Source organism: Microbacterium sp. C5A9 (assembly GCF_022627955.1).
In the GTDB taxonomy this organism is placed as follows: Bacteria; Actinomycetota; Actinomycetes; order Actinomycetales; family Microbacteriaceae; genus Microbacterium.
In genome coordinates this window covers 106,610-120,978 of sequence record NZ_JABXGD010000006.1, presented here as the reverse complement: position 1 = coordinate 120,978, position 14,369 = coordinate 106,610, and the positions used below count along the sequence as shown (strand labels likewise).

Annotated in this window: 13 protein-coding genes; 5 read left to right on the top strand and 8 right to left on the bottom strand. The window is 68.0% G+C overall.

The annotated features are described in order from the left end of the window. Positions 1–39 precede the first annotated feature (39 nt). From HWD99_RS12475 to sdhC, 8 genes are all read right to left on the bottom strand, one after another. Positions 40–837: a hypothetical protein gene (locus HWD99_RS12475; protein WP_241796568.1), complete on the bottom strand. Its 798-nt coding sequence runs from the start codon at positions 835–837 to the stop codon at positions 40–42. Positions 838–861: 24 nt separating this feature from the next. Continuing rightward, complete coding sequence (trpS, locus tag HWD99_RS12470) at positions 862–1,866, bottom strand: tryptophan--tRNA ligase (RefSeq protein WP_308220727.1); 1,005 nt, start codon at positions 1,864–1,866, stop codon at positions 862–864. A gap of 51 nt (positions 1,867–1,917) precedes the next feature. Further along, complete coding sequence (locus HWD99_RS12465) at positions 1,918–2,757, bottom strand: exodeoxyribonuclease III (protein ID WP_241796566.1); 840 nt, start codon at positions 2,755–2,757, stop codon at positions 1,918–1,920. A 10-nt stretch (positions 2,758–2,767) separates the two neighbouring features. After that, entirely contained in the window at positions 2,768–3,973 is a 1,206-nt protein-coding gene (locus tag HWD99_RS12460) for a YihY/virulence factor BrkB family protein (protein ID WP_241796565.1), read from the bottom strand. Positions 3,974–4,050: 77 nt separating this feature from the next. Continuing rightward, the gene (locus HWD99_RS12455; RefSeq protein ID WP_241796564.1) at positions 4,051–4,818 is read right to left on the bottom strand and encodes a succinate dehydrogenase iron-sulfur subunit; all 768 of its coding nucleotides are present in this window, start codon (positions 4,816–4,818) and stop codon (positions 4,051–4,053) included. Between the two features lie 2 nt (positions 4,819–4,820). After that, positions 4,821–6,647, bottom strand: coding sequence for a succinate dehydrogenase flavoprotein subunit (gene sdhA, locus HWD99_RS12450; protein WP_241796563.1), 1,827 nt, complete (start codon positions 6,645–6,647; stop codon positions 4,821–4,823). Positions 6,648–6,669: 22 nt separating this feature from the next. After that, positions 6,670–7,110 carry a succinate dehydrogenase hydrophobic membrane anchor subunit gene (locus HWD99_RS12445; RefSeq protein ID WP_241796562.1) on the bottom strand — a complete coding sequence of 147 codons (441 nt, stop codon included), beginning with the start codon at positions 7,108–7,110 and terminating at the stop codon, positions 6,670–6,672. After that, a complete protein-coding gene (gene sdhC / locus HWD99_RS12440) occupies positions 7,110–7,544 on the bottom strand; it encodes a succinate dehydrogenase, cytochrome b556 subunit (RefSeq protein ID WP_194763541.1) in 435 nt (144 codons plus the stop codon). The genes HWD99_RS12445 and sdhC overlap by 1 nt, the downstream gene beginning before the upstream one ends. A gap of 179 nt (positions 7,545–7,723) precedes the next feature. Between sdhC and HWD99_RS12435 the strand changes: the two genes are divergently transcribed. From HWD99_RS12435 to HWD99_RS12415, 5 genes are all read left to right on the top strand, one after another. Continuing rightward, a complete protein-coding gene (locus HWD99_RS12435; RefSeq protein ID WP_241796560.1) occupies positions 7,724–8,839 on the top strand; it encodes a mannose-1-phosphate guanylyltransferase in 1,116 nt (371 codons plus the stop codon). A 147-nt stretch (positions 8,840–8,986) separates the two neighbouring features. After that, complete coding sequence (locus tag HWD99_RS12430) at positions 8,987–10,099, top strand: BMP family protein (RefSeq protein ID WP_241796558.1); 1,113 nt, start codon at positions 8,987–8,989, stop codon at positions 10,097–10,099. Positions 10,100–10,248: 149 nt separating this feature from the next. Further along, a complete protein-coding gene (locus tag HWD99_RS12425; RefSeq protein ID WP_241796557.1) occupies positions 10,249–11,763 on the top strand; it encodes an ABC transporter ATP-binding protein in 1,515 nt (504 codons plus the stop codon). Beyond that, entirely contained in the window at positions 11,760–13,079 is a 1,320-nt protein-coding gene (locus tag HWD99_RS12420; protein WP_241796556.1) for an ABC transporter permease, read from the top strand. Before HWD99_RS12425 ends, HWD99_RS12420 begins: the two co-directional genes overlap by 4 nt. Then, the gene (locus HWD99_RS12415; RefSeq protein ID WP_374205472.1) at positions 13,079–14,362 is read left to right on the top strand and encodes an ABC transporter permease; all 1,284 of its coding nucleotides are present in this window, start codon (positions 13,079–13,081) and stop codon (positions 14,360–14,362) included. Before HWD99_RS12420 ends, HWD99_RS12415 begins: the two co-directional genes overlap by 1 nt. Positions 14,363–14,369 lie beyond the last annotated feature (7 nt).

Below are 14,369 nucleotides of genomic sequence, written 5' to 3'. Positions count from 1 at the left end.
CGGGGCATCGCTCGACGGTGCGCTGGAGGGGGCGGTGCGTCAGGGCAGGAAGCCGGAGGCGGTGCCCGCCGAGAGGGCGATGACGATCCCGACCCAGAAGACGATCGGCCCGAGCACGGCGACGACGATGGCGGCGATGCCGGCGCCGCGACCCTGCTTCCTGCGGATGGCGATGATGCCGGCGACGATGGCCGCGATACCGAGCACCGTTCCGGTCCAGAACGCGATCTCCGCCCACAGCACCTGATCGCGGGCGGGGGAGAGGATCGTCAGGAGGTCGGGATCGTTCGTGTCGAGCCCGCTCGGAAGACGAGTGCCGATCTCGAACCCGACGATGCCGCCGATGATCGGGATCACGACGGCGGCCGCGATCGCGAAGACCAGCGCGAGGATGCCGAGCAGCGACGATCGCTTCTCCGTCGTCGGGGCCACGTCATAGGCGCCGGACGGCGTCTGGTATCCCCCGACGGGAACCTGGTAGGCGCCGGGAGGGGCCGCCTGGTATCCGGGACCGTTCGGCTGCCCGGCAGCGTTCGGGTGGGCGGGGGCGTTCGAATACGCGGGGGCGTTCGGGTAGGCGGGGGCGTTCGGGTAGGCGGGGGCGTTCGGGTATCCGGGGGCGCTCGGGTACGCGGGGGCGTTCGGGTACGCGGGAGCGTTCGGGTACGCGGGAGCACCGGAAGTGGGCGGAGTCTGCGCCGCGGGAGGCTGCTCGCCGTACCCGGGGGGCTGCTCGCCGTACGGGGGAGGTGCGATCGGGGGCTGACCGGGCGCCGGCTGCGGCGCGGGCGGCACGGGAGGAACGGCTCCGGACGGGGGCAGCTGCGGATCAGTCACGCCCCCATCCTAGGGCCGTGGGTCTCAGACGCGCCGAAGCAGGCCGACGCGGTCGTACACCGCGGCGAGGGTCGCATCGGCGACCTCGTCGGCACGGCCGGCATTCGCCGCGAGGATGCGGTCGAGCTCGGCGGGGTCGTCGAGCAGCTCCAGGGCGCGCGAGCGCACCGGCTCGAACTCGGCGACGACGACCTCGGCGAGACCCTTCTTGAAGTCTCCGTATCCGCGGCCCGCGTACTCGTCTTCGATCGCGCCGATCTGGCGGCCGGTGAGCGCCGCATAGATCGTCAGGAGGTTCGAGACGCCGGGCTTGTTCTCCCGGTCGAAGCGCACCGAACCCTCGTTGTCCGTCACCGCGCGCATGATCTTCTTCGCCGACTTGGCGGGGTCGTCGAGCATCCAGAGCACGCCCGCGTCGCTCTCCGCGGACTTCGACATCTTCGAGGTCGGGTTCTGCAGGTCGTAGATGCGCGCCGTGTCCTTCTGGATCACCGGGCGCGGCACCACGAACGTCTCGCCGAACCGCGAGTTGAACCGTTCGGCGAGGTCGCGGGTGAGCTCGACGTGCTGCTTCTGGTCGTCGCCCACCGGCACGACATCGGTCTGGTAGAGCAGGATGTCGGCGGCCATCAGCACGGGATACGTGAACAGTCCCACGCTCGTCGCATCGGCGCCGTAGCGGGCGGACTTGTCCTTGAACTGCGTCATCCGCCCTGCCTCGCCGAAGCCGGTGATGGTCGACAGGATCCAGGCGAGTTCGGCGTGCGCGCGCACGTGGGACTGCACGTACAGCGTGGACTGCGACGGCTCGATCCCTGCGGCGATGTACTGGGCGGCGGTGCGTCGGGTCTTCTCGCGGAGTTCTGCGGGGTCCTGTGCGACGGTCAGGGCGTGCAGGTCGACGACGGAGAAGTACGCGTCGTACGAGCTCTGGAGCTCCCGCCACTGCAGGAGGGCGCCGATGTAGTTGCCGATCTGCAGAGAGTCGGCGGAGGGCTGCATTCCTGAGTAGAGGCGTGGTTTCGTCACGGTATCAATCCTATGGGGGTGGCGGCGGTGCCCGAGCCGGCGCTCGCCCGCTCAGTACGTGTAGTCGACGACCACCGGCGCGTGGTCGCTCCAGCGCTGGTTATAGGCCGCCGCGCGAGCCACGTGGTACGCGGTCGCGCGCTCGGCGAGCGCGGGGGTCGCGAGGTGATAGTCGATGCGCCACCCGGAGTCGTTGTCGAACGCCTGACCGCGCATCGACCACCACGTGTACGGGCCGTCGACCTCGCCGTGGAATGCGCGTCCGACGTCGATCCATCCGAGTCCGGGTCCCGTCGAGCCGTCGACGCCCTCGACCGTCTCGCCGGCCGCTCCGAGGAACCGATCGAAGTAGGCGCGCTCGCGGGGCAGGAAGCCGGCCTTCTTGCGGTTGCCGCGCCAGTTCTTGATGTCGAGTTCGCGGTGCCCGACGTTGAGGTCGCCGGTGACGAGCGCGAGGGCGCCGTCGTGCCCGAGCTCCGCGAGTCGGACGCCGAACGCGTCGAGGAACTTCCACTTCTCGTCCTGCTTGGGGGTGTCGGCCTCGCCGCTGTGCACATAGGCGCTGACGACCGTGAGCGGCCGATCGCCGATCAGGAAGTCGGCCTCGATCCAGCGCCCCTTCGAGTCGAAATCGTCGGGCCCGAAGTCGGTGCGGGTGGCGAGCGCCGGGGTGCGGCTGGCGATCGCGACGCCGGCCCGGCCCTTCGCGGTCGCCTCGTCGTGCACGAACGTCCATCCGGGCAGCGCTGCCTCGAGATGCGCGTCCTGACCGCGGACCTCCTGAAGGGTGAGGATGTCGACATCGGCCGCGTCGAGCCAGGAGCTCATTCCGTTGCGAGCCGCCGCTCGGATCCCGTTGACATTGACCGAGGCGATACGCAGATGAGGCATGGTGACAAGCCTAACGAGCGCCGCCGACATCCCGAGACGGGCGCTGCAGTTCGGACAGCAGACGTTGAGCGAGCGGGGTCGTCGAGTCCGCGGGCGGGGGAGCGGACGCCTCGAGCTCCGCCAGCTCCTTCTCGGCGGCGCGTACCGCCCTCTCCGCGGGCCACGCCCGATACCACGCGGCGGTGTCGCGGGCGGCCTCCGCCTCGCGAAGGCGGATGCGCGCCGCCTGCACGAGCGTCTGATGCTCGGCGATGCGGCGCTCCGCCTCCGTCTGCGACTGGAGAGGAAGGTCGCGATCCTGCGCGGCGACGGCGATCCAGGAGGACGCCACGAGCATCACCACGCCGTTGACGCGGAACCACAGCAGCAGGCCGATGAAGATGGCGAACGTGGCGAGCAGAGGGTTGGAGGGAGTGTAGCTGAGGAGGAAGCCCGCTCCGAACTGCAGGATGGTCATCGCGCCGCCGCCGAGGAGAGCGCCCGGCCAGATCGTCCGCCACTCCAGCGAGGTGCCGGTGAGGAATCGGACCATGGCGGCCAGAGCGGCCGACAGCAGTGCGAACGACACCAGCACGGTGCCGATGCGGATGCTCGTGAGGCCGTCGAGGCCGGAGTCCCATCCCAGCAGGCCCAGGATCCAGCTCAGCGCGACGGCGCTGGCGGAGCTCAGCAGCGATCCGACGATCAGCGAGGCTCCGAAGATCAGCGCGGCCAGAAGATCCCGAGCCTTCAGCAGGATGTAGCTGCGGCGGTCGGGGGGAAGACCGAAGATGTCGCGCGTGGCACGTCGAGAGAACGTGACCCACCCGATCGCCGTCCAGATCACCGTACCGAGAGCGATCAGACCGGTGACGCTCAGGATCCCGGTCGTACTGGCCGCGATCTCCTGCACCTGCTCCGGGGTGAACACCCCGCCCTGGTCCTGGATCAGGTTCGGGATGTAGCTGTTGATGATCTCGATCATGCCGTCGACGGCCGTCGTGCTGCCGCCGAGCCAGAGGCCCGCGATCGCGAAGGCGAGGTAGATCGCTGCGAAGATCGCGAACAGGGCCTGGTAGCTCACGCCCGCGGCGAGCAGGAATCCGTTGTGCTGCAGGAAGTGTCGCCACACGCGGACGGGGAAGAGGCCCAGTGTGCGCTGCGTCAGCACGGTGGCCCGTTCCACGGCCACGTCGAGGCGGCGGGACTCGCTCGCAGCGCCATCGGGATCAGACACATCCTCACCCTATCCACTCAACGAGAACGGGCGGGCTCCCGTGAAGGAACCCGCCCGTCTGCGTCCGTATGCGTGGATCAGGGACGACCGCGCAGCACCGCCTGCTTGACCTCGGCGATGGCCTTGGTGACCTCGATGCCGCGGGGGCACGCCTCGGAGCAGTTGAAGGTGGTGCGGCAGCGCCACACGCCTTCCTTGTCGTTGAGGATGTCGAGGCGCACGTCGGCGTTGTCGTCGCGCGAGTCGAAGATGAAGCGGTGCGCGTTCACGATCGCCGCCGGGCCGAAGTACTGTCCGTCGGTCCAGAACACGGGGCACGACGAGGTGCACGCGGCGCAGAGGATGCACTTGGTGGTGTCGTCGAAGATCTCGCGGTCGGCGATCGACTGCGTGCGCTCCTTGCCCTTCTCGGGCACCGAGCTCGCGACCAGGAACGGCTGCACTTCGCGGTAGGACGCGAAGAACGGCTCCATGTCGACGACGAGGTCCTTCTCGAGGGGGAGGCCCTTGATCGCCTCGACGTAGATCGGCTTCGAGATGTCGAGGTCCTTGATCAGCGTCTTGCAGGCGAGGCGGTTGCGGCCGTTGATGCGCATGGCGTCGGAGCCGCAGATGCCGTGGGCGCACGAGCGGCGGAAGGTCAGCGAGCCGTCGACCTCCCACTTGATCTTGTGCAGCGCGTCGAGCACGCGGTCGGTCGAATACAGCTCCACGTCGTAGTCGACCCAGTGCGGCTCGGCGTCGACCTCGGGGTCGAATCGGCGGATGTTGAACGTGACGATGAAGGACTGGATCGCAGCCGCTTCGGTCGTGTCGGCGGGGGCCTCGGCGATGGCGTTCGACATGCTCAGTACTTCCTCTCCATCGGCGGGTAGTTCAGTTCGCCCTGATCGTTCTTCGTGAAGACGACGGGCTTCCAGTCGAGCTTGATGTGGTCGCTCGGCGTGGAGGAGTGCGGGTCGCCCGTGAGGTACGCCATCGTGTGCTTCATGTACTTCTCGTCGTCACGCGTCGGGAAGTCATCGCGCATGTGGCCGCCGCGGCTCTCCTCGCGGTTCTGTGCGGCGTAGACGACGACCTCGGCGATGTCGAGCAGGAAGCCCAGCTCGACGGCCTCGAGCAGGTCGGTGTTGAACCGCTTGCCCTTGTCATCGACGTGGATGTTCCGGTAGCGCTCACGCAGCCCGGCGATCACACCGAGCACATGCTCGAGCGAATCGTGCGTGCGGAAGACCTGCGCGCCCTTGTCCATCTCGTCCTGCAGCTCCTTGCGGAGCACGGCGATGCGCTCGGTGCCCTGGTTGTTGCGCAGGCCCTCGAGCATGTCCGAGACGAACGCCGCGGGGTTCTCGGGGAGCGGCACGAACTCGGCGGTCTTGACGTACTCGACCGCGTTGCGGCCCGAGCGCTTGCCGAAGACGTTGATGTCGAGGAGCGAGTTGGTGCCCAGACGGTTCGCGCCGTGCACCGAGACGCAGGCGCACTCGCCGGCGGCGTACAGCCCGGGGACGACGGTGTCGTTGTCGGCCAGGACCTCGCCGTTGTTGTTGGTCGGGATGCCGCCCATGGCGTAGTGCGCGGTGGGCATCACGGGCACCGGCTCGACCACCGGGTCGACGCCCAGGTAGGTGCGGGCGAACTCGGTGATGTCGGGGAGCTTGGTCTCGAGCACCTCGGCGCCCAGGTGGGTGCAGTCGAGCAGCACGTAGTCCTTGTGGGGACCCGCGCCGCGGCCCTCCGCCACCTCCTGCACCATGCATCGCGCGACGATGTCACGCGGAGCGAGGTCCTTGATGGTCGGGGCGTAACGCTCCATGAAGCGCTCGCCCGAGGCGTTGCGCAGGATCGCGCCCTCGCCTCGCGCGCCCTCGGTGAGGAGGATGCCGAGGCCCGCGAGACCGGTCGGGTGGAACTGGAAGAACTCGAGGTCCTCGAGGGGGAGGCCCTTGCGCCAGACGATGCCGACGCCGTCACCGGTGAGGGTGTGGGCGTTCGAGGTCGTCTTGAAGATCTTGCCGAAGCCGCCGGTCGCGAAGATCACGGCCTTGGCCTGGAAGACGTGCAGCTCGCCGGTCGACAGGTCGTAGGCGACGACGCCCGAGACCTGGGTCTTGCCGTCGGCGTCCTTCACCGTGAGCAGGTCGAGCACGTAGAACTCGTTGAAGAAGTTGATGCCCAGCTTGACGCAGTTCTGGAAGAGCGTCTGCAGGATCATGTGTCCTGTGCGGTCGGCCGCGTAGCAGGCGCGGCGGACCGGGGTCTTGCCGTGCTCTGCGGTGTGACCGCCGAATCGACGCTGGTCGATCTTGCCCTCGGGCGTGCGGTTGAAGGGGAGACCCATGTTCTCGAGGTCGATGACCGCGTCGATGGCCTCCTTGGCGAGGATCTCCGCAGCATCCTGGTCGACCAGGTAGTCACCGCCCTTGACGGTGTCGAAGGTGTGCCACTCCCAGCTGTCCTCCTCGACGTTGGCGAGGGCCGCCGCCATGCCGCCCTGCGCCGCACCCGTGTGCGAACGCGTCGGGTAGAGCTTGGAGATCACCGCGGTCTTCGCGCCGGGGCCGGCCTCGATGGCCGCACGCATCCCCGCGCCTCCGGCGCCGACGATGACGATGTCGAACTGGTGGTAGTGCACGCCGTCGCGGACGACGGAATCCTGGGTCTCGGTAGTCACTTCTCGTTTGCCTTCTCTTCTACTAGCCCAGCGCCTGGCACGATTCCCACAGCGTGCTCGCCTCATTCACGCCGAGGCACGGGTCGAACGTGAAGACGACCAGCGTGCCGAGCAGGATGAGCAGAGCCGCGGCGAGACCGAGGGCCCAGATGAGCGCCTTGCGCGCCGTGTTGTTCGTGACGTAGTCGTTCACGATCGTGCGCATGCCGTTGGCGCCGTGGATGAGCGCGAGCCACAGCATGATGACGTCCCACCACTGCCAGAACGGCGTGGCGAACTTTCCGGCGATGAACGCGAAGTCCAGGGCATGGATGCCCTCGCCGACCATCAGGTTGATGAACAGGTGGCCGAAGATCAGCACGACGAGAACGACGCCGGAGCCGCGCATGAAGAGCCAGCCCCACTTCTCGAGGTTGACCCCGCGGCGAGTGCGGGTGGGTGCGGAGACGGTCTGAGCGGTCATCAGTGTCCTCCTCCGAACCCGGCGAACGCGAGCATCAGGTGGCGGGGCACGAAGCCGGCCATGATGATGCCCCAGACCAGGAGCACGCCCCAGAAGAGCTGGCGCTGGTACTTGGCACCCTTCGACCAGAAGTCGACCGCGATGATGCGCAGGCCGTTCATGGCGTGGAACACGATACCGGCGACGAGGACGACCTCGCCGATCGCCATGATCGGGTTCTTGTAGGTGCCGATGACCGCGTTGTAGGCCTCGGGGGACACCCTGATGAGTGCAGTGTCGAGCACATGCACCAACAGGAAGAAGAAGATGGCGACTCCGGTGATGCGGTGAAGCACCCACGACCACATACCTTCGCGACCCCGGTAGAGGGTGCCGCGCGGGGTCTTGGAAGTGGTTTCCGAAATCGACGGTGTCAAGCGAGCGCTTGTGGACACGGTCGTCCTCCCTGGATCGATGTGACTCGGTCGCGTGCGTCGCGTCATCCAAGCGTGAACCCGTTGAACGTCAGGCACGGCCGATCGGTGTCCATCCTATTCCCGTGAACTGGTCGAGGCGACGAAGGCCACCCTAAGTCTCTCGATGTCGAGAAGTCGGATGCGGATACCCTGGCAGGGTGAACCAACCGATCCAGGACTTCTACGCAGTGATCCCCGCCGGCGGAATCGGAAGTCGTCTGTGGCCGCTCTCGCGGGCAGACGCGCCCAAGTTCCTGCACGATCTCACGGGATCGGGTCACTCCCTGCTGCGCGACACCTGGGATCGGCTCGAGCCGCTCGCCGGCCCTGACCGCATCGCGGTGGTGACAGGACGCGCCCATCGCGCGGCCGTGGAGGCGGAGCTCCCGGGAATACCGGATCTCAATGTCTTCCTCGAGTCCGAGCCGCGCGAGTCGGCCGCGGCCATCGGTCTGGCGGCGGCGATCCTGCACCGTCGCGACCCCGACGTCATCATCGGATCGTTCAGCGCCGATCACGTCATCCGCAGCACTCGCGTGTTCGAGTTCGCGGTCCGCGACGCCGTCGAGGTCGCACGTGAGGGGTACATCTGCACGATCGGCATCTCGCCGACCGAGCCCGCGGTCGGCTTCGGCTACATCAAGAAGGGCCCCGAGCTCGTGGTCGACGGCGCCCGCGAGGCCGCTCTCGTCGAGACCTTCGTCGAGAAGCCCGACCTCGAGACCGCCACCGCGTACCTCGCGAGCCGGGACTACCTCTGGAACGCGGGCATGTTCATCGCGAAGGCGAGCGTGCTGCTCGACGAGCTGGCCGCGAACGAGCCCGCACTGCACGCGGGACTCATCGAGCTGGCGGAGGCGTGGGACGACCGCGAGCGGCGCGGCCCTGCGGTCGACCGCATCTGGCCGGGGCTGAAGAAGATCGCGATCGACTACGCGGTGGCAGAGCCCGCCGCTCGGCGCGGGCGGCTCGCTGTGGTCCCGGGGCACTTCGACTGGGACGACGTGGGGGACTTCGCCTCCCTCACCAAGCTCATCAACAACGGCCGCAAGAACGACCTCGCGGTGCTCGGGCCGAAGGCGCGAGTGCTCAGCGACGCCGCGAGCGGCATCCTCGTGAGTCAGACGTCGCGAGTGATCAGCCTGGTCGGCGTCAAGGACATCGTCGTGGTGGACACCCCCGACGCTCTGCTGGTCACGACCGTCGAGCACGCGCAGCGTGTGAAGGGCGTGGTGGAGTCGCTCAAGCTCACGGGGCGCGGCGACGTGCTCTGATGAGCAGCGGGTCGTGCTCATCGGCTGGTTGGATTTCAGCTTTGTAACCATTGCGTGGCGTGTGGCGTCGCGGCATGCAAAAATCCCGAAACACTGGGTAACTTTGATCGATCCGCGAGGGCCGCGGGTTCGTTGAGGAGGCATGAGTTGACCATCTCCACCACCAAGAAGCTGCTCGGCGCGACCATCGCCGCCGGCGTCGTCTTCGCGCTCGCCGGCTGCGGCCAGGCCCCGACCGAGTCCGGCGGCACCGGAGGCGGCGACGCCGCCTCCGACTTCGTGCCCTGCCTCGTCTCCGACGCGGGCGGCTGGAACGACAAGTCGTTCAACCAGTCGGCCAAGGAGGGCATGGACCGCGCAGCGGACACGCTCGGCGTCAAGCCGATCGAGTTCGAGTCCGCGAACGACAACGACTACGCGCCGAACCTCGAGACCGCGGTCTCGGAGGGCTGCTCGCTCATCGTCTCCGTCGGCTTCAAGCTCTCGGCCGCGACGGTCGAGTCGGCTCTCGCGAACCCCGACATCGACTACGCGATCATCGACGACTACGCCGACAACGACTTCGACGGCACGACCGATGCTCCGAACATCAAGCCGCTCGTCTTCGACACGGCTCAGGCTGCCTACCTCGGCGGCTACGCCGCGGCCGGCTGGTCGTCCGCCTCGGGCGTCAACAAGGTCGGAACCTTCGGCGGAATGCAGATCCCGTCGGTCGCCGTGTTCATGGACGGCTTCCAGCTCGGCGTCGAGAAGTACAACGAGGACAAGTCCGGCGCGGTCGAGGTCTTCGGCTGGGATGCAGCCACGCAGAAGGGCTCCTTCACGGGTGGCTTCGACGCGAACGACACCGCCAAGCAGACCGCACAGGGCGTGCTCGACCAGGGTGTCGACGTGATCCTGCCGGTCGGTGGACCGGTCTACCAGAGCGCTGCGGCGGCCATCGCCGACAGCGGCAAGGACACCCTGCTGATCGGTGTCGACAGCGACCTGGCCGTGGCCGACGAGAGCGTGGCGGACGTCACCCTCTTCTCGATCATGAAGGCCATCGACGTCGCCGTCGAGGACGCGACGATCGCCGCATCCGAGGGTGACTTCGACCCGGCTCCCTATGTCGGCACGCTCGAGAACGAGGGCGTCAAGCTCTCGGGCTTCGGTGCCTTCGAGGGCGAGCTGCCCGACGGACTGCTCGACGAGATCGCCGCTCTGCAGGAGCAGATCATCTCGGGCGACATCACGGTGGATTCCGAGAACTCCCCGTAAGCAGTTCCCATCCATGGCGGGGCGAGTGGTGCAAGCGGCCACTCGCCCCGTGCCGTGGAACGACACTCCCACGTTTTCCCGCGGACGCGGCATCATCGGCGATGCCTGACGCCCGCTCTCCCTCGGACTCTTCTGGATAGGGTGCAGATATGAAGCTCGAACTCCGCGGCATCACCAAGCGCTTCGGCAGCCTCGTCGCCAACGATCACATCGACCTGGTCGTCGAGCCGGGACAGATCCACGCGCTGCTCGGTGAGAACGGCGCAGGGAAGTCCACTCTCATGAACGTGCTCTACGGCCTGTATCAGGCGGACGAGGGCGAGATCCTGCTGGACGACGTCGTCCAGCGCTTCCGCGGTCCCGGCGACGCGATGGCGGCGGGCATCGGGATGGTGCACCAGCACTTCATGCTCGTGCCCGTGTTCACCGTGGCCGAGAACGTCATGCTCGGACACGAGCAGACCAAGGGACTCGGCACGCTCGACATCACCAAGGCGCGCGAGCACGTGCGCTCGGTCGCCGCGCGCTTCGGGTTCGACATCGACCCGGACGCGATCGTCGGCGATCTGCCGGTCGGCGTGCAGCAGCGCGTCGAGATCATCAAGGCCCTCTCGCGCGATGCCCAGGTGCTCGTGTTCGACGAGCCGACCGCCGTGCTCACGCCGCAGGAGACGGATGAGCTCATGGGCATCATGCGGCAGCTCCGTGACGAGGGCACCGCGATCGTCTTCATCACCCACAAGCTGCGTGAGGTGCGCGAGGTCGCAGACACGATCACGATCGTCCGCCTCGGCAAGATCGTCGGCGAGGCATCGCCCACCGCGAGCAACGCCGAGCTCGCCTCGCTCATGGTCGGACGCGCGGTCGAGCTCACCGTGCACAAGGATGCCCCGCGCCTCGGAGAGGGCGGCCTGCAGGTCGAGGGACTCCGCGTCCTGACCGCCGGCGGCGCGATCGTCGTCGACGGCGTGGACTTCACGGTGCGTCCGGGCGAGGTGCTCGCGATCGCCGGTGTGCAGGGCAACGGCCAGACGGAGCTCGTCGAGGCGATCGTCGGCCTCGCCTCCCGCGTCGAGGGCTCGATCGTCCTCGACGGCGCAGAGCTCGTCGGCAAGAGCGTGCGCGCGATCCTTGACGCCGGCGTCGGGTTCGTTCCCGAGGACCGCAACGAGGACGGCCTGGTCGGCGCGTTCTCCGTGGCGGAGAACCTGATCCTCGACCGATCGACCGACCCCGCCTTCAGCCGCGTCGGCACGATCCGTCGCTCCGAGCTCGAGGACTTCGCGCGGGCGCGCATCACCGAGTACGACATCCGTACGCAGGGACCGCACACGCCGGCCGGCACGCTCTCGGGCGGCAACCAGCAGAAGGTCGTGATCGCGCGCGAGATGAGCCGCGAACTGCGGCTGCTCGTCGCCGCCCAGCCGACGCGCGGCGTCGACGTCGGATCGATCGAGTTCATCCACAAGCGCATCATCGAGACGCGCGACTCGGGCATCCCGGTGATCGTGGTGTCCACGGAGCTCGATGAGGTCGCGGCTCTCGCCGACCGCATCGCGGTCATGTATCGAGGAACAATCGTCGGGGTCGTTCCCGGCGACACCCCGCGCGAGACGCTGGGTCTGATGATGGCGGGCGCCGCCGAGGGAGAGGTTGCGGCATGAGCGGGACGACGCCACAGGCCGACGGGCCGGCGAACGAGAACTCCTCCGACCAGCTGTCGGTGAACACGACGACGACTCTGCGCGATCCCGTGGACGTGCCGCCGCCTCCCCGCGGCAACACGATCCTCAAGGAGATGCTGCGGGGAAGCGCCGTCACCACGATCCTCGCGATCTTCCTCGCGCTCGTCGTCGGCGGCATCCTCATCGCCTTCACCAACGAAGACGTGCTGACGGCATCCGGCTACTTCTTCCAGCGTCCGAGCGATACCCTCGCCGCCATCTGGAACGCCGTCTACAACGGCTACGAGGCGCTGTTCCGGGGAGCGATCTTCAATGCGCGCGGGGCCGACTTCGCCGCCCAGATCCGTCCTCTGACGAACACTCTCGGCTTCGCGGCTCCGCTGATCGCGGCGGGACTCGGCGTCGCCCTCGCGTTCCGTGTCGGCCTGTTCAACATCGGCGCCCGCGGGCAGATGCTCATCGCTGTCGGCGTGGCCGGTCTGCTGACCTTCAATCTCGACCTGCCGATCTGGCTGCACATCCCCGTCACGCTCATCGCCGGTATCGCCGGTGGTGCGCTCTGGGGCGCGATCGCCGGGCTGCTCAAGGCGCGCACGGGCGCACACGAGGTGATCCTCACGATCATGCTCAACTACGTCGCGTACTACCTGCTGCTCTGGATGATCCGGACCCCCGGCCTGCTGCAGAAGCCCGGCACGAACCAGGCGCTCGGCTACGCGACGCCCGAGAGCGCGCAGTTCCCCGAGCTGTTCGGGCCCAAGTTCCCGCTGCTCGACCTCGGCTTCGTGATCGTGATCGTCGCGACGCTGTTCGTCTGGTGGCTGATCGAGCGGTCGTCGCTCGGACTCCGCATGCGCGCCGTCGGCGAGAACCCCCACGCGGCCCGGGCCGCGGGCATCAGCGTGCAGCGCGTCTATGTGTACGCGATGCTCTTCGCGGGTGGCCTCGCGGGGCTCGCGGGAATGAACCAGGTGCAGGGCGCCGTCACGACCGGCATCACCGAGACGATCGACGCCGGCATCGGCTTCGACGCCATCACCGTGGCTCTGCTCGGGCGCAGTCGCGCCTGGGGGACGTTCGCCGCCGGCATCCTGTTCGGTGCGCTGAAGGCCGGATCGTTCTCGATGCAGGCGCAGGACATCCCGGTGGACATCGTGCTGGTGGTGCAGTCGCTCGTCGTGCTGTTCATCGCCGCGCCGCCGCTGCTGCGCGCTGTCTTCTTCCTGCCCAAGTCCGATGCGGAGAAGGCCGCCAAGGCGAGAGCCAAGGCCGCGAAGAAGGCGGTGACGGCATGATGTCCCTCGTGCAGAAGCAGGCCGCCGACGGCACCGTGCAACTCTCCACGGTGCGCGAGCGCCACCTCAAGGCGCCGATCGTCCTCGCGGCGGTCACGGTGCTGCTGTCGCTCCTCGTGCTGCTGGTGCCGCGCACCGGCACGAGCACGTTCCGCCTCGGCGACTCCTCGCAGTCGTTCGAGCTCCCGGACGTCGCACTGCCCACCGCCTCGACGATCTGGGTGGTCATCGGCATCCTCGTGGTGCTCGTCGTCGCCGCGTTCCTGCGGGCGTGGACCTACCGCACCGCATCGCTCTGGCTCGTCCTGGGTTTCGGGATCCTCGCGATCTTCGCCTTCCTCGTCTGGGCGGGAGCGGGCGGCCTCGTGCCCGTCACGAGCCTCCTCTTCGGCGCGGTGTCGCTCTCGGTGCCGCTCGTCTTCGGAGCCCTCGGCGGTGTGATCGGCGAGCGTGCGGGTGTCGTGAACGTCGCGATCGAGGGCCAGCTGCTCCTCGGCGCGTTCTCGGCCGCGCTGCTCTCGAGCATCACCGGCAACCCGTTCGTGGGTCTCATCGGAGCGATGATCGGCGGTGTGCTCGTCGCGAGCGTGCTCGCCGCCTTCGCCATCAAGTACCTCGTCGAGCAGGTCATCGTGGGTGTCGTGCTCAACGTGCTCGTCACGGGCCTCACGGGCTTCCTCTACGGAGCACTGCTCGCGCCGAACGAGAAGGCGCTGAACACCCCGGTGCGGTTCGGCCGCATCGAGATCCCGCTGCTCAGCGACATCCCGATCATCGGGCCGGTGCTGTTCAACCAGACCTTCATCGTCTACCTCATGTTCATCACGGTCGCCGTGGTCGCCTGGGGCCTCTACCGCACCCGCTGGGGCCTTCGTCTCCGCGCGGTCGGCGAGCACCCGCAGGCGGCCGACACCGTGGGCATCAAGGTGAACGCGACGCGCTTCTGGAACGTGCTGCTCGCGGGAGCGATCGCCGGCATCGGCGGCGCCTACTTCACGCTCGTGTCGGTGCCGCAGTTCGGCAAGGACATGACCGCGGGGCTCGGCTTCATCGCCCTCGCCGCGGTGATCTTCGGCCGCTGGGACCCGATCCGCGCGACCCTCGCCGCGCTGCTCTTCGGCTTCGCGACGAACCTGCAGAACCTGCTGTCGATCCTCAAGACGCCTGTTCCCAGCGAGTTCATGCTGATGCTCCCGTACGTCGTCACCCTGATCGCCGTCGCCGGGTTCGCCGGGCAGATCCGCGGGCCGGCCGCGAGCGGCAAGCCGTACATCAAGTCCTAGGAGAGAC